General features: G+C 66.8%; 18 protein-coding genes. 13 read left to right on the top strand and 5 right to left on the bottom strand.

What is annotated here, in order from left to right:
* Positions 1 to 103 precede the first annotated feature (103 nt).
* The 3 genes from DVB37_RS21985 to DVB37_RS21995 all read left to right on the top strand — a co-directional run bounded on the left by DVB37_RS21985 (position 104) and on the right by DVB37_RS21995 (position 3,838).
* Positions 104 to 808, top strand: coding sequence for an SDR family oxidoreductase (locus DVB37_RS21985; protein ID WP_104145578.1), 705 nt, complete (start codon positions 104 to 106; stop codon positions 806 to 808).
* Between the two features lie 112 nt (positions 809 to 920).
* The gene (locus DVB37_RS21990; protein ID WP_120156766.1) at positions 921 to 2,435 is read left to right on the top strand and encodes a DUF1800 family protein; all 1,515 of its coding nucleotides are present in this window, start codon (positions 921 to 923) and stop codon (positions 2,433 to 2,435) included.
* A complete protein-coding gene (locus DVB37_RS21995; RefSeq protein WP_120156767.1) occupies positions 2,432 to 3,838 on the top strand; it encodes a DUF1501 domain-containing protein in 1,407 nt (468 codons plus the stop codon). Before DVB37_RS21990 ends, DVB37_RS21995 begins: the two co-directional genes overlap by 4 nt.
* A gap of 6 nt (positions 3,839 to 3,844) precedes the next feature.
* On the opposite strand, the gene DVB37_RS22000 is transcribed toward DVB37_RS21995, so the two are convergent.
* Positions 3,845 to 4,813: a tripartite tricarboxylate transporter substrate binding protein gene (locus DVB37_RS22000; RefSeq protein WP_120156768.1), complete on the bottom strand. Its 969-nt coding sequence runs from the start codon at positions 4,811 to 4,813 to the stop codon at positions 3,845 to 3,847.
* Between the two features lie 143 nt (positions 4,814 to 4,956).
* On the bottom strand, positions 4,957 to 6,078 hold the full coding sequence (locus tag DVB37_RS22005; RefSeq protein WP_120156769.1) for a 4-oxalomesaconate tautomerase: 1,122 nt from the start codon (positions 6,076 to 6,078) through the stop codon (positions 4,957 to 4,959).
* 61 nt (positions 6,079 to 6,139) lie between these two features.
* Here DVB37_RS22005 and DVB37_RS22010 point away from each other — a divergent pair, with 61 nt between their 5' ends.
* From DVB37_RS22010 to DVB37_RS22030, 5 genes are all read left to right on the top strand, one after another.
* Complete coding sequence (locus tag DVB37_RS22010) at positions 6,140 to 7,066, top strand: LysR family transcriptional regulator (RefSeq protein WP_120156770.1); 927 nt, start codon at positions 6,140 to 6,142, stop codon at positions 7,064 to 7,066.
* Positions 7,067 to 7,083: 17 nt separating this feature from the next.
* On the top strand, positions 7,084 to 7,569 hold the full coding sequence (locus tag DVB37_RS22015; RefSeq protein WP_104145584.1) for a GNAT family N-acetyltransferase: 486 nt from the start codon (positions 7,084 to 7,086) through the stop codon (positions 7,567 to 7,569).
* Between the two features lie 112 nt (positions 7,570 to 7,681).
* Positions 7,682 to 8,050 (top strand): lipoprotein, encoded by a 369-nt coding sequence (locus tag DVB37_RS22020; protein ID WP_046805203.1) that lies wholly within the window; start codon positions 7,682 to 7,684, stop codon positions 8,048 to 8,050.
* Between the two features lie 29 nt (positions 8,051 to 8,079).
* Positions 8,080 to 8,592 carry an RNA polymerase sigma factor gene (locus DVB37_RS22025; RefSeq protein ID WP_046805248.1) on the top strand — a complete coding sequence of 171 codons (513 nt, stop codon included), beginning with the start codon at positions 8,080 to 8,082 and terminating at the stop codon, positions 8,590 to 8,592.
* Between the two features lies 1 nt (position 8,593).
* Complete coding sequence (locus DVB37_RS22030) at positions 8,594 to 9,409, top strand: anti-sigma factor (protein ID WP_120156771.1); 816 nt, start codon at positions 8,594 to 8,596, stop codon at positions 9,407 to 9,409.
* On the opposite strand, the gene DVB37_RS22035 is transcribed toward DVB37_RS22030, so the two are convergent.
* From DVB37_RS22035 to atzF, 3 genes are read right to left on the bottom strand one after another with little or no spacing between them, the layout of a single operon-like run.
* A complete protein-coding gene (locus DVB37_RS22035; RefSeq protein ID WP_046805201.1) occupies positions 9,406 to 10,134 on the bottom strand; it encodes a GntR family transcriptional regulator in 729 nt (242 codons plus the stop codon). The genes DVB37_RS22030 and DVB37_RS22035 overlap by 4 nt on opposite strands.
* Positions 10,131 to 13,772, bottom strand: coding sequence for an urea carboxylase (gene uca / locus DVB37_RS22040; RefSeq protein WP_120156772.1), 3,642 nt, complete (start codon positions 13,770 to 13,772; stop codon positions 10,131 to 10,133). The genes DVB37_RS22035 and uca overlap by 4 nt, the downstream gene beginning before the upstream one ends.
* 27 nt (positions 13,773 to 13,799) lie before the next feature.
* Complete coding sequence (atzF, locus tag DVB37_RS22045; protein WP_120156773.1) at positions 13,800 to 15,644, bottom strand: allophanate hydrolase; 1,845 nt, start codon at positions 15,642 to 15,644, stop codon at positions 13,800 to 13,802.
* 372 nt (positions 15,645 to 16,016) lie between these two features.
* Between atzF and urtA the strand changes: the two genes are divergently transcribed.
* The 5 genes from urtA to urtE are packed head-to-tail and all read left to right on the top strand — an operon-like array spanning position 16,017 to position 21,577.
* On the top strand, positions 16,017 to 17,270 hold the full coding sequence (urtA, locus tag DVB37_RS22050; protein ID WP_120156774.1) for an urea ABC transporter substrate-binding protein: 1,254 nt from the start codon (positions 16,017 to 16,019) through the stop codon (positions 17,268 to 17,270).
* A 14-nt stretch (positions 17,271 to 17,284) separates the two neighbouring features.
* Positions 17,285 to 18,916, top strand: coding sequence for an urea ABC transporter permease subunit UrtB (gene urtB, locus DVB37_RS22055; RefSeq protein WP_120156775.1), 1,632 nt, complete (start codon positions 17,285 to 17,287; stop codon positions 18,914 to 18,916).
* A complete protein-coding gene (gene urtC, locus DVB37_RS22060; RefSeq protein ID WP_046805196.1) occupies positions 18,913 to 20,040 on the top strand; it encodes an urea ABC transporter permease subunit UrtC in 1,128 nt (375 codons plus the stop codon). The genes urtB and urtC overlap by 4 nt, the downstream gene beginning before the upstream one ends.
* Positions 20,037 to 20,876: an urea ABC transporter ATP-binding protein UrtD gene (gene urtD / locus DVB37_RS22065; protein ID WP_046805195.1), complete on the top strand. Its 840-nt coding sequence runs from the start codon at positions 20,037 to 20,039 to the stop codon at positions 20,874 to 20,876. Before urtC ends, urtD begins: the two co-directional genes overlap by 4 nt.
* 2 nt (positions 20,877 to 20,878) lie before the next feature.
* Positions 20,879 to 21,577 (top strand): urea ABC transporter ATP-binding subunit UrtE, encoded by a 699-nt coding sequence (gene urtE / locus DVB37_RS22070; protein WP_046805194.1) that lies wholly within the window; start codon positions 20,879 to 20,881, stop codon positions 21,575 to 21,577.
* Positions 21,578 to 21,634: the final 57 nt, after the last annotated feature.

Below are 21,634 nucleotides of genomic sequence, written 5' to 3' on the forward strand. Positions count from 1 at the left end.
CACGGGCTGTCGCCCCCGATTCTTTCGGGGCGACAGCCCGTTTCCATTGGGTGCGTTCCCCCTACAATGGCCGCTTTCTCGTACACACCGACAGGGAGCAGGCATGAGCACGGAAAAAGTAGCGATCGTGACGGCGGGCGGCAGTGGCATGGGCGCTGCGGCGGCGCGCAAATTGGCGGCCGACGGCTACCGCGTCGCGATCTTGTCGTCGTCCGGCAAGGGCGAATCCCTGGCGGGTGAATTGGGCGGGCTGGGCGTGACCGGCTCGAACCGCTCGCCCGAAGACCTGGCCCGGCTGGTGGAAACCACGTTGCAAAAGTGGGGCCGAGTCGATGCGGTGGTCAACAGCGCGGGCCACGGTCCCAAGGGCCCGCTTCTGTCCATCAGCGACGAAGACTGGCACCTGGGCATGGAGTACTACCTGCTGAACGTCGTGCGCATCGCGCGCCTGGTGGCGCCGGTGATGAAGCAGCAACAGTCCGGCGCCATCGTCAATATCTCCACGTACGCCACCTTTGAACCTGAAGCGCTGTTCCCCACCTCCGGCGTGTTCCGCGCCGGCCTGGCCGCCTTCACCAAAGTGTTTTCCGACGAATACGCCGAACACAATGTGCGCATGAACAACGTGCTGCCTGGCTTTATCGACAGCCTGCCCGAAAAGGAAGACCGCCGCGCGCGCATCCCCATGGGCCGATACGGCACCGCCGAAGAAGTGGCGGACCTGATCGCCTTCCTGGCGTCCGACGCGTCGTCCTACATCACCGGCCAGAACATCCGTATCGACGGCGGCATCACGCGCTCGGTCTGAGCCCCGGCCCGGGCCTCATGCTTAAGGATTAATCCTCTCGTCCGAATGACGGTATTGAAGCGCGCCGCGCGGTTCAGTACCGTAGTTTTTCGCATTCGATGAGAGGCTTGCGATGACAGTTACCCCCGGCCAGGCCTCGCGCTTTCTGGCGCAGGCCACGTTCGGGCCCACCCCCGCCCTGATCGACGCCGTGGTGCGCGACGGCTACGCTGCGTGGCTGGACGCGCAGTTGGCGATGCCGCCATCCCAAACGCATTTCGACTGGCTGCTACAGCAGAAGAAAAACACCGAGGCATTCAAGGGCAACGGCATCAACGCGCCGCTGGAATCCACGCTGTGGCGCAAGTTCATCAGCGCCGAAGACCAGGTGCGCACGCGCATGGCCTTCGCGTTGTCGGAAATATTCGTGGTGGGCGTGCAGTCCATCACCGCCTCGTGGCCGCTGTTCGGCGCGGCCGGCTTCATGGACCTGCTGGCCGAGCACGCGCTGGGCAGCTACCAGGCGCTGCTGACCGCCGTGACCAAGAACCTGTCGATGGGCTGCATGCTGACCTATCGCGGCAACCGCAAGGAAGACCCCAAGACCGGCCGCCATCCCGACGAGAACTACGCGCGCGAGGTCATGCAGCTGTTCAGCATCGGGCTGCTGGAACTGGAGCCCGATGGTACCGTCAGGAAGGTCAACGGCGCGCCGGTCGAAACCTATACCAACGCCGATGTGCAGGGGCTGGCGCGCGTGTTCACCGGCTGGGACATCAACGGCCCCGAGACCGACGTGCAATTTCATCGCCGCCCCATGGCGCTGAACAACGCGCAGCACTCCATGGCGGAAAAGCGCTTCCTGGGCACGGTGATTCCCGCGGGCACCGATGGGCATCTGTCGCTCAAGCGCGCCATGGACGTCATTTGCGCGCATCCGAACGTGGGCCCTTTCATCGGCATGCAACTGATACAGCGGCTGGTCACCAGCAACCCCAGCCCGGCGTATGTGCGGCGCGTATCGGCCGTGTTTGACGACGACGGCAGCGGCGCGCGCGGCAACCTCAAGGCGGTGCTGCGCGCCATCTTGCTGGACCCGGAGGCGCGCAACCCCGATCTGGCGAACCCCGGCTGGGGCAAGGTGCGCGAACCCATCCTGCGCTTTTCGGGATGGGCGCGCGCGTTCGGCGCCACGTCGACCAATGGCGCGTGGGCGATGCCGGACACCACCGACAACACGATACGGCTGGCGCAAAGCCCGATGCGGTCGGCCACTGTGTTCAACTTTTTTCGGCCGCGCTATACGCCACCCGTCACCGAGTTGGCCCGTCGGCATCTGGTCGCGCCCGAACTACAGATCACGGATGAGACCAGCATTGCCGGCTACCTGAATTTTCTGGCGGTCTACGCCGATCGCGGCTGGGAAGATTTGCAGACATCGTATGCGCCCGAAATTGCCTTGGCGCGCGACCCCGACGCGCTGGTGGCGCGCGTGGTGCTGTTGCTGGCGGGCGATGCCTTCAGCGCAACAACCGCCAGCGCCATCGCGCAAGCGGTGGCTACCCTGCCCGCCCACCGGCCGCGCGACCGCGTGCGCGCCGCGATCATGCTGGTGGCCGCCAGCCCCGAATACCTGGTGCAAAAATGAAACGAAGCCACGACGCCGACCGCCGCGCCTTCCTGCTTCGCGCCTGCGCGCTGGGGGCGACGGGTGCGGCCGCGCCGCTGGCGCTGAACCTGGCGGCCCTGGGTGCCGCGGCCGCGCAATCCCTGCCGGAGCCATCGGCATCGGGGTCGGGGTCGCCATCTTCCTACAAGGCGCTGGTATGCGTCTTCCTGTATGGCGGCAACGACCCCTACAACACGATCGTTCCCTTTGACTCGCCCGCCTATCGCGCCTACGCCGCCGCGCGCGGCGACATCGCCCTGCCACGCGACGCGTTGCAAGCCACCGTCTTGCGCGGCAAGGCACCCGCCGCAGGCGGTGCGCAATTTGCGCTGGCGCCCGCGCTGGCCCCCTTGGCCCCGCTGTACGAAAGCGGACGCCTGGCCGTGTTACTGAACGTGGGGCCGCTGGTGGCGCCCACGACCAAGGCCGAATACATCAGCGCGCGCGTGCCCTTGCCGCCCAAGCTGTTTTCGCATAACGACCAGCAGGCCTACTGGCAGGCCCTCGCGCCCGAGGGGGCATCGTCGGGCTGGGGCGGCCGGCTGACCGACCTGTTTGCTAGCGCCAACGCCCAGCGCACGTTCACCGGCATCACGGCGGGCGGCAGCACGGTGCTGTTGGCCGGGCGCAAGGTCGCGGGCTATCGGGTCGGCATCAACGGGTCCACGTCCATTGATCTGCTGCACCGCGATATGTACGGGTCCAGCGCGTGCACGGCGCTGCTGCGCCAACTGATCACGCAGCCGCGCGAGCATCTGATGGAACGCGAGCTATCGCGCATCGCCGCGCAGTCCATCGATGCCGACACGCAGCTGCGCGCGGCGTTGGCCGACGTCGCGGTGCCGGGTGATTTCGCGTCGCCGCTGGCGCAGCAATTGAAGATCGTGGCGCGCATCATCGGCGCGAGGCAGGCGCTGGGCGCGCGGCGCCAGGTGTTCTTTGTGTCGCAGAACGGCTATGACAATCACACCGGCTTGAATGACACCCACCCCGCGCTGTTGCGCGAGCTGGGCCAGGCCATGGCCACGTTCCAGCAGGCCTTGGCGTCGATGGGCGTGGCCGAAAGCGTCACCACTTTCACGGCGTCGGAGTTTGGCCGCACACTGGGGTCCAACGGCAATGGTTCCGACCACGGCTGGGGCGCGCATCATCTGGTCATGGGCGGGGCGGTCAATGGCGGGCGCTTTTACGGTACGCACCCCGAGATCGCCCTGGACGGCCCCGGCTTTGTGGACAACGGCCGCTTGCTGCCCACGTTGGCGGTGGACCAACTGGGCGCCTCGCTGGGCGCATGGTTTGGCGCCGGCCGCGACGACCTGGGTCTGGTGTTCCCGAACTTGAAGAACTTCGACGCGGACCGGCTGATGCTGATGCAGGCGTAACGGCCGTCAGCCCGAAGCCAGCTTGCGCTTGCCCAGCAACTGCTTCCAACGCAGTGCCTCGCTCTCCACGAACGCCCCCAATTCGGCCGGCGTACTCTGGCGCACCTCGGCGCCTTGCTCCGCGATTTTCTGCGCCACCGCCGGGTCCGCCAAGGCCTGGTTCAGCGCCTTGTTCAGCGTCACCACCACCGACGGCGCCGCCTTGGCGGGCGCAAAGATGGCGTACCACTGCGGCACGTCCACGCCCTTGACGCCCGCTTCGGCCAGCGTGGGCAAGTCCGGCAACGCCGCCGAGCGCGTCGACCCGGCCACCGCCAGGGCCTGGATCATGCCCGACTTCAGGTGCGGGTACACGCTGAACAGGCTGGGAAACATGACCTGCGTGACGCCCCCCAAGGTGTCGGTCAGCGCCGGCGCCGAGCCTTTGTACGGCACGTCCAGCATGGTGGTGCCGGTAGCTTGATTGAACAGTTCGCCGGCCACCGACGGCGCGGTGCCCGGGCCTGCCGATGCATAGTTCAAGCCATCCGGATGCTCATGGCCGTACTTCACCAGCGCCGCCACGTCTTTGACCGGGATGCGCGTGGACACGACCATGATGGTGGGCGAATCGGCCACCATGCCGATTGGCGTGAAGTCCTTGACGGGGTCGTAGTTCAGTTTCTGCATGGCGGGATTGATGCCGTGCGTGCCGATGTAGCCCAGCATCAGCGTGTAGCCGTCAGCCGGCTGACGCGCCACGTAGTCGGACGCAATGGCCCCTTGCGCGCCGGGCTTGTTCACCACGATGACGGTCTGGCCCAGCAGCTCGCCGATCTTCTGCCCCACCACGCGCGCCAGCACGTCGTTGCCGCCCCCCGCCGCGGTGGGGACGACCAGCGTGATGGCACGCTCGGGAAATTCGGCGTGCGCATACGCACTGAACGCAAACAGCATGGCGGCCGCGCAGGCGGTCTTGACGTGAGGGTGCTTCATGGTTGTCTCCTGATTCAGGGGTCGTCGCGCGGCACTTCTGTGTCATAGCCACGGGTCGCTTCGACGGTAGGGAAAGATCAAGGGTCCGGGGCGGTTTTGCCCTTTTTGTCGGACCGGATTACCCGTTGACTGGTATCAACGGGCTAAGCCATTGCGTGGGATTCCTCCACGCAGACGGGGGCATCGGTGTACTGGCCGGGCACGTACAACTGCCCTTTCATGATCTTGCGCGCGGTGCGCACCAGGCCCGCCCTGCGCACCACGCCGCTGACCGGGTCCAGGTCGACATCGATGCTCATCGCGCCCGATGGGTGTTCGATACGCACGCTGCGATACCCCGCCTGTATCGGCGGCCCGCCACAATCGTGGGCCACCGTGCCGGGCATGAGGAAGGCGCTGGCGACGCCCACCGCGCCCGTGGCGGCATGCGCCCGATGACAGGCGCGCGGCGTGAAATAACGCGATTGCAATGCCAGCCCATCTTGGGTTGCGGACGGCGCCACCAGCACCGGTTTCGGAATGACGCTGTTCGAGACGTCCCCCAGGCCCATGAGCAGGCCGGCTTGCAGCCGGATGCGCTCGATGCGCGGGAGCAGGTCGGCGTTGCCGTCCAGCTGCGCGGCGCTTTCACTGCCCGACAGGCCAAAGTCGGCGGCCTGCATCAGCACCATCGGCATGGCCGCATCGATCAAGGTGACCGCCACGCCATCCACGGTGTCCTGCCGCCGGCCCGTGGGAAACAAGCGGCCGGTGACCGCGCCCCAGGCGTCCAGGAAGTTCAGCCGCACGGGCGCCGCCGACCCGGCCACGCCGTCAATGCGCGCATCGCCTTCGTAAGTCAGGTGGCCGCCCGGGGTTTGCACCACGGCTTCGATGACGGCGCCGGTATTGACGTTGTGCACCCGCACCGAGGTGACGCCGTCCTGCGCCTGGACCAGGCCTTCCTCGATGGCGAACGGCGCCGCGCCCGACAGCATGTTGCCGCAATTGGGGCGGGTGTCCACGCTGGCCTTCTCCACCGACACCTGCGCGAACAGGTAGTCGATATCGCAGTCGGGCCGGGTCGAACGCGACACGATGGCCACCTTGCTGGTCAGCGAGTTGCCGCCGCCCAGGCCGTCGATCTGTAGCGCGTGGGGCGAGCCCATGGCCATCAACAGCAGGCGGTCGCGTTGCACGGGGTCAGCCGGCAACCAGTCGCTCAGGAAGAAGGGGCCGCGCGACGTGCCGCCGCGCATCAGGACGCAAGGGATGATGGTTTCCATGCAAGCCATTCTGCGCGGGCCTGGCTATGATGTGAATTGCAACTTACGGATGGATTAATGCATGGCACGCATCAATTTCGATTTACAGGAATTACAGGCGTTCGTGGCCGTGGCCGAGCGCGCCAGCTTCCGCGCGGCGGCCGATGACCTGCACCTGTCGCAGCCGGCGCTTAGCCGCCGCATCGACAAGCTGGAAAGCATCCTGGGCGCGCGCCTGCTGGAACGCACCACGCGCCGCGTATCGCTGACCCAGGTGGGCCGCATCTTCCTGGAGCGCGCCCGCAGCGCCATCGATGAACTGGAAAGCGCCGTGCTCAGCATCGGCGACCTGGCCGCGCAGCGCGGCGGCCTGGTCACCGTGGCCTGCGTGCCTTCCGTGGCGTATTACTTCCTGCCCTCGGTCATTCGCGACTACACCGAACGCTTCCCGCGCATCCGCGTGCGCATCATCGACGAAACCGCCAACACCGTGCTCAACAGCGTGGTGACGGGCCGCGCCGATTTCGGCATCAGCTTTTTCGGCACGCAGGAACCCGATGTGGATTTCAAGGCGGTGCTGCGCGAAGACTTCGTGCTGGCGGTGCGGCGCGACCATCCGCTGGCGACTCGCCGCAGCGTGTCGTGGGAAGACCTGTCGCAAGAACGCTTCATGACCGTCGCCAAGGAAAGCGGCAACCGCCTGCTGATCGACGATGCGCTGGCCAAAAGCGGCAAGCGCACCGTCAGCGCGTTCGAAGTCAGTCACGTGATGACCCTGCTGGGCCTGGTGGAAGCCGGGCTGGGCGTGGCGGCGGTGCCGGAGCTGGCGATGCCGCTGGCCGGCCACGCCACGCTGACCAGCGTCAAGCTGGAGCATCCACGCGTCACGCGCACGCTGGGCCTGATCGCGCGGCGCGGCCGGCCGCTGGCGCCGGCGGCCCAACAGCTCTATAACCTGATTCATCAGACCGGCAAGCTGGCCAAACGCAAAACCCCCACCCCGCCCTGAAATCACCCCGAAGCCCCATGAAGTCGTCCCAAGCGCCCCGCGCCCCCGATCATTCCCTGGCCTTGCAGCCCGCCACCGAAGAAGACGTGCCTTTTCTGCTGGCGTTGCGCAAGGCCACCATGCAGGAACACCTGGAACGCGCCGGCGCGCCGACGGCCGACGCCGACCACCTGGCCCGCATCCAGTACCACTTCGACGACGCGCACATCGTCTGGGTGGACGGCCGCCCCGCCGGCCTGTTCAAGCACTACCGCGACCCTGACGGCTGGCACATCGTGCAGATCCAGATCGCGCCGGACTTCCAGGGCCGTGGCCTGGGCCGGCGCCTGCTGGAAAGCATCCTGGATCAGGCCGATGCGCAAGGCGCGCCCGTGACGCTGAACGTACTCAAAAGCAACCCCGCCCAGCGGCTGTACGCCGCTTTGGGCTTCACCCGCGTCAAGGAGACCGACCTGGAATATGAAATGCGTTACGAACCCGGCGCGGTCCGGCCGGCCGGCTGACCCTTGCAGCAACGACCGATGCAATTTCTTTTTGCCCGCCTGGAATAAAGCCCCGACGGCAGGCGTCTGTAGTGGGCAGTCACCCCTTCCCCCACATCGTACGAGGCTCAACATGCGTAAACATATCGCCGCCGCCCTGGTTCTTGGATCCGCCGCCCTGTTCACGGCCGGCGCCCACGCCCAAGCCGTCAAGACGCAAGACGGCATGCTGGTCAACAGCGCGGGCATGACGCTCTACACCTTCGACAAAGACAGCGGGGGCAAAAGCGCCTGCAACGACCAGTGCGCCAAGATCTGGCCGCCCGTCGCCGCGCCCGCCGACGCCAAGCCCATGGGCGATCTGACCGTCATCACCCGCGACGACGGCTCCAAGCAATGGGCGTACAAGGGCAAGCCCGTCTACCTGTACGCCAAGGACACCAAGCCGGGCGACAAGACCGGCGACAACTTCAAGGACGTCTGGCACGTCATCAAGCCCTGACCCGCGCCTGACGCCGCCCCAGCTTGACCATGCGCGCCGACGACGAGGCCCTGATCCTGGCCTGCATCCCCAGCCTGCGGCGTTACGCCCGCGGGCTGACGGGCGACCCGCACCGGGCCGATGACCTGGTGCAGGACACGTTGGAGCGCGCATGGAGCCGCTTTTCCCGCTGGCAAAAACGCGGCGAGCTACGCGCCTGGATGTTCGGCATCATGCACAACCACTTCATCGACGGCGTGCGCGCCACCAACCGGCGGGCCGACCAGACCGCGCCGGGCGACTTGCCCGACGCGCCGGTGCGCGCCACGCAGACCGACCATCTGGAGGTACGTGATCTGGACCGCTGCCTGCAAGCCTTGCCCCCCGAGCAGCGCGAAGTGCTGTTGCTGATTTGCGTGGAAGACCTGTCCTACCAGGACACGGCCCAGGTGCTGGACGTGCCCCTGGGCACCGTCATGTCGCGCCTGTCACGCGCCCGTGAAAAGCTGGGCGCGTTGATGCAGGGTCGCGACACGGTCAACCGGCTGCATCGCGTGAAATGACATGAACGACAAATCCCTTCATCCGGTTCCGAACACCGGCAGCCCCATCACCGAAGCCGATCTGCATGCCTATGCGGATGGCCAGCTGCCGCCCGCGCGGCATGCCGAAGTGGACGCTTTCCTGGCCACGCATCCGCAAGACCAGACCCGCGTGTCCGACTGGCAGGCGCAGCGCCGCGCGCTGCACGCGCTGCTGGACCCGGTGCTGGATGAACCCCTGCCCTTGCGGCTGCCCTTGAAAGCGCCTGCGCGGCAGTTCCCATGGCGCGCGCTGGCCGCCAGCGTGTTGATCGCCACCGTGAGCGCCGGCGCGGCCTGGACGGCGCGCGGCGCGATGGACGCGCAGCGCATGCAAACGGTATTGGCCACCGCCAGCCCGGAACGCGCGGCGGGCGGCTATGCCCAACGCGCCGCCATCGCGCACGCGGTGTACGCGCCGGACATGGGCCGCCCGGTTGAAGTGGGCGCCGACAACGAAAAAGGCCTGGTCACGTGGTTGACCAAGCGCATGGGCGCGCCGGTGCGCGCGCCGTCCTTATCGCAGGCGGGTTATGAACTGGTGGGCGGCCGCTTGCTGCCCGGCGGCTCAGGCCCCGTGGCGCAATTCATGTACGGCGCGGCCGATGGGCAACGCCTGACGCTGTACGTTACGCGCGAAGCCGCGGGCGGGCAGACCGCCTTCCAGTTCACGCAGGAAGGGCCGGTCCGGGTGTTTTATTGGGTGGAAGGCCAGTTTGGCTATGCGCTGTCCGGCGCGGTCAGCCGCGACGAACTGCAACGCGTATCGCAAGAGGTCTACCGGCAGTTGCAGGGCTAGCCCCCGCCCTGGCGCGCTTCATGCAGCATGTGCAGCGTGATCTTGCGCACTTCCGCCTTGCTCATTTCGATATGCGAACGCAGCATGCGCGCGGCCTCGTCGCCGCGCCTTGCCAGCACCGCGCGCAGGATCGCCGCGTGTTCGTCGTAGGTGGCATCCACCCGAAAATCCTTGGTGAAATCCAGCCGCCGCACGATGCGGATCTTCTCGGTGACGTCGCGGTGTATCTGCGCCATCTCGGGGTTGCCGGCGGCGGCTACCAGCGAGCAATGAAACGCCTCGTCCAGCTGCGCCACCAAGCGGCCATCCAGAATGCGCTGCGGCGGCGGCACCAGCCACACGTCTTTCAGCGCGCCCAGGATGCCGGAGTCGTCCATCGGCTCGCGCGTGCATAGCTTGTCCACCGCTGCCTGCTCCAGCACCACGCGCACGTCGTACAGCGCCTCGAAGCGTTCGAAATCAAACGGCCGCACCTGCCAGCCGCTGCGCGGGCGCGCCAGCACGAAGCCTTCGCGCTCCAGGCGCGCCAGACCCAGCCGCACCGGCGTGCGGCTGACGCCCAGCCGCGTCACCAGATCGGCCTCGGTAAAGCGTTCGCCCGGCAGCATGCGAAAGTCGAACAGGTCGTCCTTGATGCGCTGGTACACCTGGTCGGCCAGCGATCCGGCCAGCGCCGGCGCGGGCCGGATCGCCGGGCTGACCTGAACGGATTCCAGCCGCATCATCCCGCCACGGTGCAAGTGGCGTCTTCGGCCAGCACCACCAGCGGGTCGCCCGCGTTGACGGGCTTGCCCGGCACGCAGCGTATCGCCGTGACCGTGCCCGCTGCGGGCGCGATGACCGACAGCTCCATCTTCATGGCTTCGACGACCACCAGCGTGTCGCCGGCCGATACGCTCTGCCCTACCTGAACGGGTATCTTCCAGATGTTGCCGCACATGTCGGCGCTGACCAGGCGTTCGCCCTCCCGCAGCGCGGTGTCGGCCTCGGGCTCGGGCGCCGCGGCAGGTTGCTCGGCCGCCACGTCTTCCGTTTTCCACAAGGCCACTTCGGCATCGAACGCACTTTTCTGACGCGTCTGGAACAAGGCGATGCTGTCGGCCTGCTCGGCCAGGAAGCGCTGGTGCGCGGCGAAGTCAAAGACTTCCTCTTCGATGCGCACCGTGGCGCGCCCTTCGCGGAAGTCTTCGCGCAACACGTCCAGCTCTGCCTCGGTCACCGGGTAGAAACGCACCTGATCGAAAAAGCGCAGCAGCCACGGCTTGCCGTCCTGGAACACGGGGTTTTTCAGGAACTTGTTCCAGATCGGCAAGGTGCGGCCAACCAGCTGATAGCCGCCCGGCGAATCCATGCCGTAGATGCACATGTAGACGCCGCCGATGCCCACCGTGCCCTCGGCCGTATGGGTGCGCGCGGGGTTGTACTTGGACGTCAGCAGGCGGTGTCGCGGGTCGATCGGCACGGCGCACGGCGCGCCCAGGTACACGTCGCCCAAGCCCATGATGAGGTAGCTGGCGTCGAACACGATGTCGCGCACATCGTTGCGGCTGGCCAGCCCGTTGATGCGCTGGATGAAGTCCACATTGTTCGGCAGCCACGGCGCGTTGGCGCGCACGGTTTCCTGGTAGCGCTGCACGGCGCCCAGCGTGGCCGTATCCTCGAACGCCATCGGCAGGTAGACCACGCGCGTGGGCACTTTCAGCGTGGCCACGTCGGCCAGCCCCGCTTCGATCTTCAGCAGTCGCTCGATCAGCGCGCCCTGCAAAATCTGACGGCTGTCATAACGGATCTGCAACGAGCGCACGCCCGGCGACAGCTCTTCCACCCCGTGAATCGGATCGGCGTTCAGCGCTTCCATCAACAGGTGGATGCGCATGCGCAGCGCCAGGTCCAGCACGTTCTCGCCGTATTCCAGCAGCAGATAGCCGTCGCCCGCCTGGCGGTACGACACTGACGGGCGCGCGCTCTCGGCGGGCAGCGCCGCCACGATGGTCTCGGACACGGTGGCCGGCACGGGGCTGGGCTGGGTCGCGGCGGGCGCCACGCCCGACAGCGCAGCCACGCTTTGGTCCTGCGCCGCTTGCAGCGCCACCGCACGCGGATAGTCCATGCGCACGAAGCGGATGCGGTCGCCGGGCTTGACCTGCCCCACCTTCCACAGCTCGGCGCTGGCGATGGTCACGGGGCACACGAAGCCGCCCAGGCTGGGGCCGTCGCGCGTCAGGATGACGGGGCTGTCGCCCGTGAAGTTGATGCTGCCGATGGCGTATTCGCAATCGTGGATGTTGGACGGGTGCAAGCCCGCCTCGCCGCCGTTCTCGCGCGCCCAGGTGGGCTTGGGGCCGATCAGGCGCACGCCCAGGCGGTTCGAGTTGTAGTGCACTTCCCAATCCGCCGCGAAGAACGTGTCCATCGCTTCGGGCTGGAAGAAATCCGGCGCGCCATGCGGGCCGTACAACACGCCGATTTCCCAGGTATTGCCATACGCGGGGATCAAGTCGGCCGGCGCGGCCATGGGGTCGGCCAGCGGCGCAGTGGCCGTCGCATCCAGCTCGGGACGCACGATGGCCAGCATGTCGCCCACACGCAGCGTGCGGCCAGCGTGGCCGCCGAACTGACCCAGCGCAAAGGTCGAGCGGCTGCCCAGGTAGACGGGCACGTCCAGGCCGTTGCGCACGGCCAGATAGCTGCGGCAACCGGACAGCGCGCGGCCGGTGGCCAGCACCTGGCCCGAACGCACGGCAATGGGTTGCCACATTGGCACCGGTTCGCCGTCCAGCGTGGCCGCGCACTCGGCGCCCGTCAACGCCACGATGGTGTCGCCATGAAAGCGCAGCGTCGGGCCGACCAGCGTGGCCTCGATGCCCGCCGCGTCCGGCGCGTTGCCGACGATGCGGTTGGCCAGCCGGAACGCGTAGTCGTCCATCGGGCCGGACGGCGGCACGCCGATGTCCCAGTAGCCCGTGCGGCCCGGATAATCCTGCACGCTGGTGTAAGTGCCCGCTTCCAGCACTTCGATGGCGGCGGGCCGATACGCAAAGCTCTCCAGGAAACGCGTAGACAGCTTGCCCGCGCGGAAACGTTCGTCGGCCACGATCTGGCGCAGGTAGTCCAGGTTGGTGGCGATGCCGTGCAGACGCGTGCGCCCCAGCGCGTCGGCCAGCTTGTCCAAGGCCGCTTCGCGCGTGTCCGCATGCACAATTAGCTTGGCCAGCATCGGATCGTAGAACGCGGGCACCTCGGTGCCGGTCGCCACCCAGCCATCGACGCGCACGCCCTCGGGAAAGAACACTTCGGTCAATACGCCCGGCGACGGTTGGAATTGGCGCAACGGGTCTTCGGCATACAGGCGCACCTCGATGGACGCCCCTTGCGGCGCGCGCGACATCGCGGCGATGTCCAGCGCTTCGCCTGCCGCCACGCGCAGCATGCATTCCACCAGGTCCAGCCCCGTGACGGCTTCCGTGACGGGGTGTTCGACTTGCAGACGCGTGTTCACTTCCAGGAAATAAAAACTGTCGCGCGCCGGGTCGTAGATGAATTCAACCGTGCCGGCGGACCGGTAGTTCACCGACTCGCCCAGCTGTACGGCGGCGGCCAGCAGCGCCGCGCGCGTTGCGGCCGGCAGCAGCGGCGCGGGCGTTTCTTCGATCACTTTCTGATTGCGCCGCTGCACCGAGCAATCGCGTTCGCCCAGCGCCAGCACGCGGCCCGCGCCGTCGCCGAAGATCTGCACTTCCACGTGCCGCGCGTTATCCACATAGCGTTCGATGAACGCGCCGCCATCGCGGAAAAAATGTTCGCCCATGCGCTGCACGCTGTCGAACGCCACGGTCAGTTCCGCTTCGTTCTCGCAGCGCGACAAGCCAATGCCGCCACCGCCCGCCGTGCTCTTGAGCATGACGGGGTAGCCGATGCGCTCGGCCTGCGACAAGGCTTCGCCCAAGCTGGCCAGCAAGCCCGTGCCCGGCGTCATCGGCACGCCCGCTTCGGCGGCCAGTTCGCGCGAGCGGTGCTTCAAGCCGAACTCGCGAATCTGCAAGGGCGTGGGGCCCACGAACGCGATGCCGGCCGCCTCGCACGCCTCAGCGAATTCAGCGCTTTCCGACAAGAAGCCATAGCCGGGGTAGATGGCTTGTGCGCCGTGCTCGCGCGCGGCGGCCAGCAGCAGGTCCATGCGCAGGTAGCTGTCGGCGGCTTTCTCCCCACCCAGGGCCACGGCCACGTCGGCTTCGCGCACGTGCGCGGCGTTGCGGTCAGGGTCGGAATACACGGCCACGCTGCGGATGCCCAGGCGCTTCAGGGTGCGGATGGCGCGGACGGCGATTTCGCCTCGGTTGGCAATCAGAACGGTATCGAACACGGTTCGGCTCCCAGTGGCTTGATGGGGTTAGCGGGGGGTGGCGGCGTTGGCGGACAGGCTGGCCAGATACGCGCGCCAACCGCCAAACGCGGTGATGTCACGCGCGCCGTCCAGGCCGCGCGGTTCGCAGATAAAGCCCTTGACCAGCCGGCCGTCTTCCAGCTCCAGCGTGCCGATGCCCAGGGGCGCGGGGATCTCGGCCACGAAGGCGCCGAACGCCGTCACCGGCACGTCCCACAGTTCCACCTCGATGGGGGCACCGGACTCGGACTTCACCAACCCGGGCTTGGGCGGCGTGGTGTTGGCCAGTGCATACAAGCGGTAGTCGCTTGCGGTGCGCGTCTTTTCCACCAGCACCGCGTGGCGCGAGGTCAGTTGATGGTTCAGCGGCATGCCGGTCAGGTGTGCGCCCACGACCGCCACGCGCACCGTATCGGCGGGCGCGCGCGCGGCGTCGATGCCGGCGGGCAGCGGTGCACCGGTAGCGCCCAGGGGCAGCCCGCGTTGCGCTTGCCACAAGCGGCCAAACTGCGCCAGCGCGCGGTCCTGCCAGGCCAGGCCGATCACGGTAATGCCCGACGGCAAGCCGTCGGCGCGCATGCCGGCGGGCAAGGCCAGCGCCGACAGGTCGGCCAGGTTGGCAAAGTTGGTGTACACGCCCAGACGCGAATTCAGCGTGACGGGGTCGGCCTGCAACTGGGCAATGGTGTAGATCGACGGCGAGGTCGGCACGACCAGCGCGTCGAACCCGGCCAGTGCCTGATGAATCTGCCGCGTCAATTCCGCGCGGCGGTATTCCGCCTTGAACGCATCCAGCGCGGTGTAGTTCGCGGCCTGCTCGACAATGCCGCGCACGACGGGGTTGATCGCGTCGGGCTGCGTTTGCCACAAGTCTTCCACGGCCGCGAAACGTTCCGCCACCCACGGCCCTTGATACAGCAGCGCGGCCAGCTCATTGAAGGGGGCAAAGTCAATGGCCTGCACTTGCGCGCCCGTGTCCTTCAAGGCGCGTACGGCGTCCTCGAACACGGCGGCGGCCTGCGCATCGCCAAAGAACTCCAAGGTGGCGGGCACCGCCAGCTTGGGCGCGCGCGGCCACGGCAGCGAGGCGCCGGCCGGCATCTGGCGCGAATACGGATCCCGTTCGTCGTAGCCGCCCGCAACCTCAGCAACAAGTTCGGCGTCGGCCACGGTCAGTGCAAAGATCGACACGCAATCCAGCGTGCGGCACGCCGGCACCACGCCCGCCGTGCTGAGCCAGCCCTTGGTGGGCTTGAGGCCCACGATGTTGTTGAACCCGGCCGGCACGCGGCCCGAGCCGGCGGTGTCGGTGCCCAGCGAAAACGCGGCAATGCCGCGCGCCACCACCGAGGCGGACCCCGAGCTGGAACCGCCGCTGACATAGTCGGGGTTGAACGTGTTGGCCACCGCGCCATGCGGCGAGCGCGTGCCCACCAGGCCGGTGGCGAACTGATCCAGGTTGGTCTTGCCGATCAGGATGGCGCCGGCCGCGCGCAGGCGCTGCACCACGGTCGCGTCTTCCTGTGCGGTGTAGGCGAACTCCGGGCAGGCCGCCGTCGTGGGCCAACCCGCCGCATCGATGTTGTCCTTGATGGCGAATGGCACACCGTACAGCGGCAGGCGCGTCATGTCGCCGCCCACGGCGGCCAGCATCAGGCGCAGGCCATCCAGCTGCTCATCCAGCGTGGCGCGGTCCACGCGGCAGATCCAGGCATTGTCCACAGGCCCGTCTTGCGGCGCGGCGTAATCGGCCAGCAGCACGTCGGGCTGCGCGCCGGTGTCGCGGTAGGCGGCCTGCCATTGCGCGATGGTCCAACCAATGGGGCTCGTCTGGGTTGCTGCGGCATTCATGCTGGAATCCTTTCTTGTATACAAGTACGGATTCCCAAGCAATAGCCGTGCCATGTTGGCGGACTGGCGGCGTTTCCCTCTGGCGCGCGGCGCATGGCCCCATGCAATGGCCGTCGCGCGCCCACCGCGCTCGCATCACGCGCACCGCAAGCGGGCAGGACACGCACCTGTTTTGTGCACGCGGCACTGTTTTGATCCGGCCACGACCGCCGAGCCACGCACGCCGGCGTTCGCGTAAACACCCCCTCTTCATACAGCGGCCCGACGCGCGCCACGCACTTGGCATGCCTTTTGCTTTGAGGTTCTTGTTGTCAGGTGTTGTTAGAGATCGTTCCTGCCGGTGCGTCCGGCACATTCCATCCAGGAGTCACCATGAAACGCAGACTAGCCTTGAAGCAACTGACCGCCATGAGCCTGTTGGCCATGTCCGGTTGGATGCCGCAGGTATTCGCCGCCGAAGACACCATCAAGGTCGGCATCTTGCATTCCCTGTCGGGCACCATGGCCATCTCGGAGACGTCGCTCAAAGACGTCGCGCTGATGACCATCGACGAAATCAATGCCAACGGCGGCGTGATGGGAAAGAAGCTGGAAGCCGTGGTGGTGGACCCCGCGTCGAACTGGCCGCTGTTCGCCGAGAAGTCGCGCCAACTGCTGTCGCAGGACAAGGTGGCAGTGGTGTTTGGCTGCTGGACGTCGGTGTCGCGCAAGTCGGTGCTGCCGGTCTTCAAGGAATTGAACGGCCTGTTGTTCTACCCGGTGCAGTACGAAGGCGAAGAGCTTGAGAAGAACGTGTTCTACACCGGCGCCGCGCCCAACCAGCAAGCGATTCCGGCCGTGGAATACCTGATGAGCGAAGACGGCGGCGGCGCCAAGCGCTTCGTGCTGCTGGGCACCGACTACGTCTATCCGCGCACCACCAACAAAATCCTGCGCGCCTTCCTGCATTCCAAGGGCGTCAAGGACAGCGACATCGACGAGGTCTACACGCCGTTCGGCCATTCCGACTACCAGACCATCGTGGCCAACATCAAGAAGTTCGCCACCGGCGGCAAGACGGCCGTCATCTCGACCATCAACGGCGATTCCAACGTGCCCTTCTACAAGGAGCTTGGCAACGCCGGCCTGAAGGCTACCGACGTGCCGGTCGTGGCGTTCTCGGTGGGTGAAGAAGAACTGCGCGGCGTGGACACCAAGCCGCTGGTCGGCCACCTGGCCGCGTGGAACTACTTCCAATCGGTGAAGAACCCGGTCAACGAAGAGTTCATCAAGAAGTGGAAGGCCTACGCCAAGGCCAAGAACCTGCCCAACGCCAGCACGGTCGTGACCAATGACCCGATGGAAGCCACCTACGTCGGCATCCACATGTGGAAGCAGGCCGTGGAACAGGCCAAGACCACCGATGTGGACAAGGTGATTGCGGCAATGGGCGGCCAGAAGTTCAACGCGCCCGACGGCTACACCATCGAAATGGACAAGACCAACCACCACCTGCACAAGCCCGTCTACATCGGCGAGATCAAGGCGGACGGCCAGTTCAACGTGGTGTGGAAGAGCAAGGGTCCGATCCGCGCTCAACCCTGGAGCCCGTACATCCCGGGTAACGAAGGCAGGCAAGGCCTCTAAGGGAAACAGCAGCCATGCACATCGCGGCAATCGCACACGTTTTGCGTCGTCTTCTTCTTGCGTGGCTGCTTGCCATGCCGCTGCTGGCCGCCCCCGCGGCGGCAGCGGGCGTGGACCCGGCCCTGCTTGCGCCGCTGGCCGGCGACGACACGGACGCCAAGCTGCAAGCGATTGCCGCGCTGGGCCAGCTGCCCGAACCCGGCGCCGCGGCCGTCTTGCAGGCGCTGGGCAATGACCAGCTTTATGCCACGCCGGATGGACGCGTGCTGATCGGCATCGACAGCGCGCGCGCCACCGATCCGACAACCGGCGCGGCCGTGGACCTGCCTTCGGGTTCCGGCACCGTCAGCATCAACAACCGCCTGCGCCGCGCCATCGAGGCCGCGCTGGCGGGTTCCCGCTTGTTTTCGGACAAGCCCGATGAACGGCTGGACGCCGCGCGCCGCTTGCAGCAGACCGGCGACCCCGCCCGCCTGCCCATGCTTGAAAAGGCGCTGGCCTCCGAAAAGAACGACGCCGTGCGCGACGCGCTGCTGATCGCGCAGGCCAACCTGGAATTAAAAAGCGCCGACCCGGCCAAGCGCCGCCATGCCGTGGAACTGCTGGGCAACACGCGCAACGCCGCGTTCCGCCCGACGCTTGCCGCGCTGACGCAAGAGCGCGACGGCGCATACACCGAACCGGATGCCGGCGTGCGCGAGGCCGCAGCCACCGCGCTTAAACAGATCGACCGCCACCTGGCCACGATTGAATGGGCCGGCAACCTGTTCTACGGCATCAGCCTGGGCAGCGTGTTGCTGCTGGCGGCGCTGGGGCTTGCCATCACCTTCGGTTTGATGGGCGTCATCAACATGGCGCACGGCGAATTGCTGATGATCGGCGCGTATGTGACCTACGTGGTGCAGTCGCTGTTTCGCGCCTGGTTGCCAGGCTGGCTGGACTGGTACGTGGTGGCGGCGCTGCCGCTGGCTTTCGTCGTGACGGCGCTGGTCGGGATGGCGCTGGAACGCACCGTGATCCGCTGGCTGTACGGCCGGCCGCTGGAAACGCTGCTGGCCACGTGGGGCATCAGCCTGATGCTGATGCAAGGCGTGCGCACGTTGTTCGGCGCGCAGAACGTGGAAGTGGGCAACCCCAGCTGGATGTCCGGCGGCATCACGGTGCTGGGCGGCCTGGTGCTGACCTACAACCGGCTGGTCATCATCGGCTTTGCCTTCTTTGTGGTGTTCCTGGTGTGGGTGCTGCTGAACCACACGCGCCTGGGGCTGTTCGTGCGCGCCATCACGCAGAACCGGCGCATGGCCGATTGCGTGGGCGTGCCGACCGGACGCGTGGACATGCTGGCCTTCGGCCTGGGCTCGGGCATTGCGGGCCTTGCCGGCGTAGCCTTGTCGCAGCTGGGCAACGTGGGGCCCGACCTGGGGCGCGGCTACATCGTCGACTCTTTCATGGTGGTGGTGCTGGGCGGCGTGGGCCAGTTGGCCGGCACCGTCATCGCGGCCATGGGGCTGGGCGGCGTCAACAAATTCCTGGAGCCCTATGCGGGCGCCGTCATGGCCAAGATCACCATCCTGGTGCTCATCGTGCTGTTTGTCCAAAAGCGGCCGCAAGGCCTGTTCGCCCCTCGCGGCCGGAGCGTTGAATGAAACAGACCGCGCTGACCGATCTGACCCTGCTGACCCGCCGCCCCCTGTTCTCGGGCCGCGCGTGGACGGCCCTGGCCGTGGCGGCCGCACTGCTGGCGCTGCTGCCGCTGCTGAACCTGGTGTTTCCGCCCGGCCATGCGCTGCACGTGTCCGCGTATGCCGTGGCGCTGCTGGGCAAGTTCATGTGCTACGCGATGGCGGCGCTGGCGCTGGACCTGGTGTGGGGCTACGCCGGCATCCTGTCGCTGGGCCACGGCCTGTTCTTTGCACTGGGCGGCTACGCGCACGGCATGTATTTGATGCGCGCCATCGGCCGCGACGGCGTCTACCAAAGCAACCTGCCCGACTTCATGGTGTTCCTGGATTGGAAGAGCTACCCCTGGTACTGGTCCTTCACCGAGCACTTCTGGTACGCGATGCTGCTGGTGGTGCTGGTGCCCGGCGTGCTGGCCTTTGTGTTCGGCTACTTCGCCTTCCGCTCACGCATCAAGGGCGTGTACTTTTCCATCATCACGCAGGCGCTGACGTTCGCCGCCATGCTGCTGTTCTTTCGCAACGACACGGGCTTTGGCGGCAATAACGGCTTTACCGATTTCAAGCGCATCCTGGGTTTTGACATCACCGCGCCGGGCACGCGCGCCGCGCTGTACTGGATCACGCTGGCCGCGTTGGCGGGCGCGTTGATCCTGGCGCGCGTGGTCACGCAATCCAAGCTGGGCCGCGTGCTGACCGCCGTGCGCGATGCCGAAAGCCGGCTGCGTTTTATCGGCTACGACCCCTTGGGATTCAAGCTGTTCGTGTGGACCTTGTCGGCCGTGTTGTGCGGCATAGCCGGCGCGCTGTACGTGCCGCAGGTGGGCATCATCAACCCCAGCGAAATGTCGACCGAGACCTCGATTGAAATGGTGATCTGGGTGGCCACCGGCGGGCGCGGCACCTTGATCGGCCCCATCATCGGCGCGGGTGCGGTCAATGGCTTGAAGACCTGGTTCACCAGCGTGCTGCCGGAATTCTGGCTGTATGCGCTGGGCCTGATCTTCGTGCTGGTGACGCTGTTCCTGCCCACCGGCATCGTGGGCCTGGCCCGCCGCATCATGGCACGCTTGCAGGAGAAGAAGGCATGACCAGCACGCACACCGAACAGGCCATGCTGGACGGCGGCCCCAGCGGCGATGCCGGCTACGGCCGCGTCAGCCCCAAGGGCCTGGACACCAGCCACGGCGCCATCCTGTACCTGGAAGGCATCACCGTCAGTTTCGACGGTTTCAAGGCGCTGAACGACCTGACGCTGGACATCGGCGTGGGCGAACTGCGCTGCATCATCGGCCCCAACGGCGCGGGCAAGACCACGATGATGGACGTCATCACCGGCAAGACGCGGCCCACGGCGGGCACCGCGTTTTTTGGCCAGAGCATAGACCTGACAACCTTGAACGAAGCGCAGATTGCGCACGCGGGCATCGGCCGCAAGTTCCAGCGCCCCACGGTCTTCGAGCAGCACAGCGTGTTTGAAAACCTGGAGCTGGCGATGAAGACGGACAAGCGCGTGCGGCCCACGCTGTTCTCGCGCCTGAGCAGCGAGCAGGCCGACAAGATCGGCGAAACGCTGGACCTGATCCGCCTGCGCACGGAAGTGCGGCGCCCGGCCGGCCTGCTGTCGCACGGGCAGAAGCAGTGGCTGGAAATCGGCATGCTGCTGATGCAAGAGCCGCAGCTGCTGTTGCTGGATGAACCCGTGGCGGGCATGACCGATGCCGAAACCGAACGCACCGGCGAACTGCTGAACGAGCTGCGGGGCCGCCATTCATTGATGGTGGTGGAACACGACATGGACTTCGTCAACCAGATCGCGGGCACGGGCAAGGTGACGGTGCTGCACGAAGGCTCGGTGCTGGCCGAAGGGCCGATGAGCAAGGTGCAGGCCGACCCGCGCGTGATCGAAGTCTACCTGGGGCGCTAAAGATGCTGGACGTAAGCACGATCAACCAATACTACGGCGGCAGCCACACGCTGCGCGGCGTATCGATGTCGGTGCGCCAGGGCGAATGCCTGGCCCTGCTGGGCCGCAACGGCGTGGGCAAGACCACCTTGCTGAAATGCGTGATGGGCGTGTTGCCCGTGGCCAGCGGCAACATCGCTTTCGACGGTGCGGACATCACACGGCTGGCGCCGCACCAGCGCGCCGCGCGCGGCATGGCCTATGTGCCGCAGGGCCGCGACATCTTTGCGCGGCTGACGGTGGAAGAGAACATCCTGATGGGCATGGCCACCAAGCCCGCCGCGCGCGCGCGTCGCATCAAGGAAGAGGTGTTTGAACTTTTTCCCGTGCTCAAAAGCATGCTGTCGCGGCGCGGAGGCGACCTGTCGGGCGGCCAGCAGCAACAGCTGGCCATTGCGCGCGCGCTGGTGGCCGAGCCCAAGCTCATCATTCTGGACGAGCCCACCGAAGGCATCCAGCCGTCCATCATCAAGGACATCGCGCGGGTGATCCACATGCTGCGCCAGCGCGGCGACATCGCCATCCTGCTATGCGAGCAGTACTTCGATTTCGCGCGCGAGCTGGCGGATCAGTTCGTGGTGCTGTCGCGCGGCGAAGTGGTGGCCAGCGGCGACCGTAGCGCCATCGACGGCGAGGACGTGCGGCGGCATCTGTCGGTTTGAACCGGCCCCGCGCCGGGCCATGCAGCGGGCCATCCTCCGGGCCATGCACCTGGCCGC

Origin of the sequence: Achromobacter sp. B7, from assembly GCF_003600685.1 — a bacterium.
Lineage (GTDB): Bacteria > Pseudomonadota > Gammaproteobacteria > Burkholderiales > Burkholderiaceae_B > Achromobacter > Achromobacter spanius_B.